We start from the raw sequence: 296 nt of genomic DNA, 5'->3' as shown, positions 1-296 counted from the left end.
CCATCCACAAGTGTAGATAGGTCGACGTTATCGACAGAGTAAGTACCGTCCGCGTTTACTGCCACATCAGTGATGGTAATTGCAGTGCCCGCAATATCTGTGATCACCAGAGTGACCGTGCCGCCTGCTGGAATATCTTGTGATGTACCTGTGATGTCACCGTTATTATCGCCATCGATAACTAAATCGACGGTGATGTTACTTGACAGGGCATCAAGGTTTTCAGTGTCGTTGGCAGACAGGTCATTGCCGTTGCTGTCAGTCGCAGTTGCAACCACTGTGATGTCGCCATCCAC

Annotated in this window: 1 pseudogene; it reads right to left on the bottom strand. The window is 49.7% G+C overall.

Going from position 1 to position 296, the window contains the following annotated elements:
- A pseudogene (locus AN944_RS21700) lies at positions 1 to 296 on the bottom strand (hypothetical protein); the annotation flags it as partial.

The organism is Shewanella sp. P1-14-1 (assembly GCF_001401775.1).
In the GTDB taxonomy this organism is placed as follows: domain Bacteria; phylum Pseudomonadota; class Gammaproteobacteria; order Enterobacterales; family Shewanellaceae; genus Shewanella; species Shewanella japonica.
The sequence above is the reverse complement of the archived record's forward strand: the minus strand, read 5'-3'. Positions and strand labels throughout refer to the sequence as shown.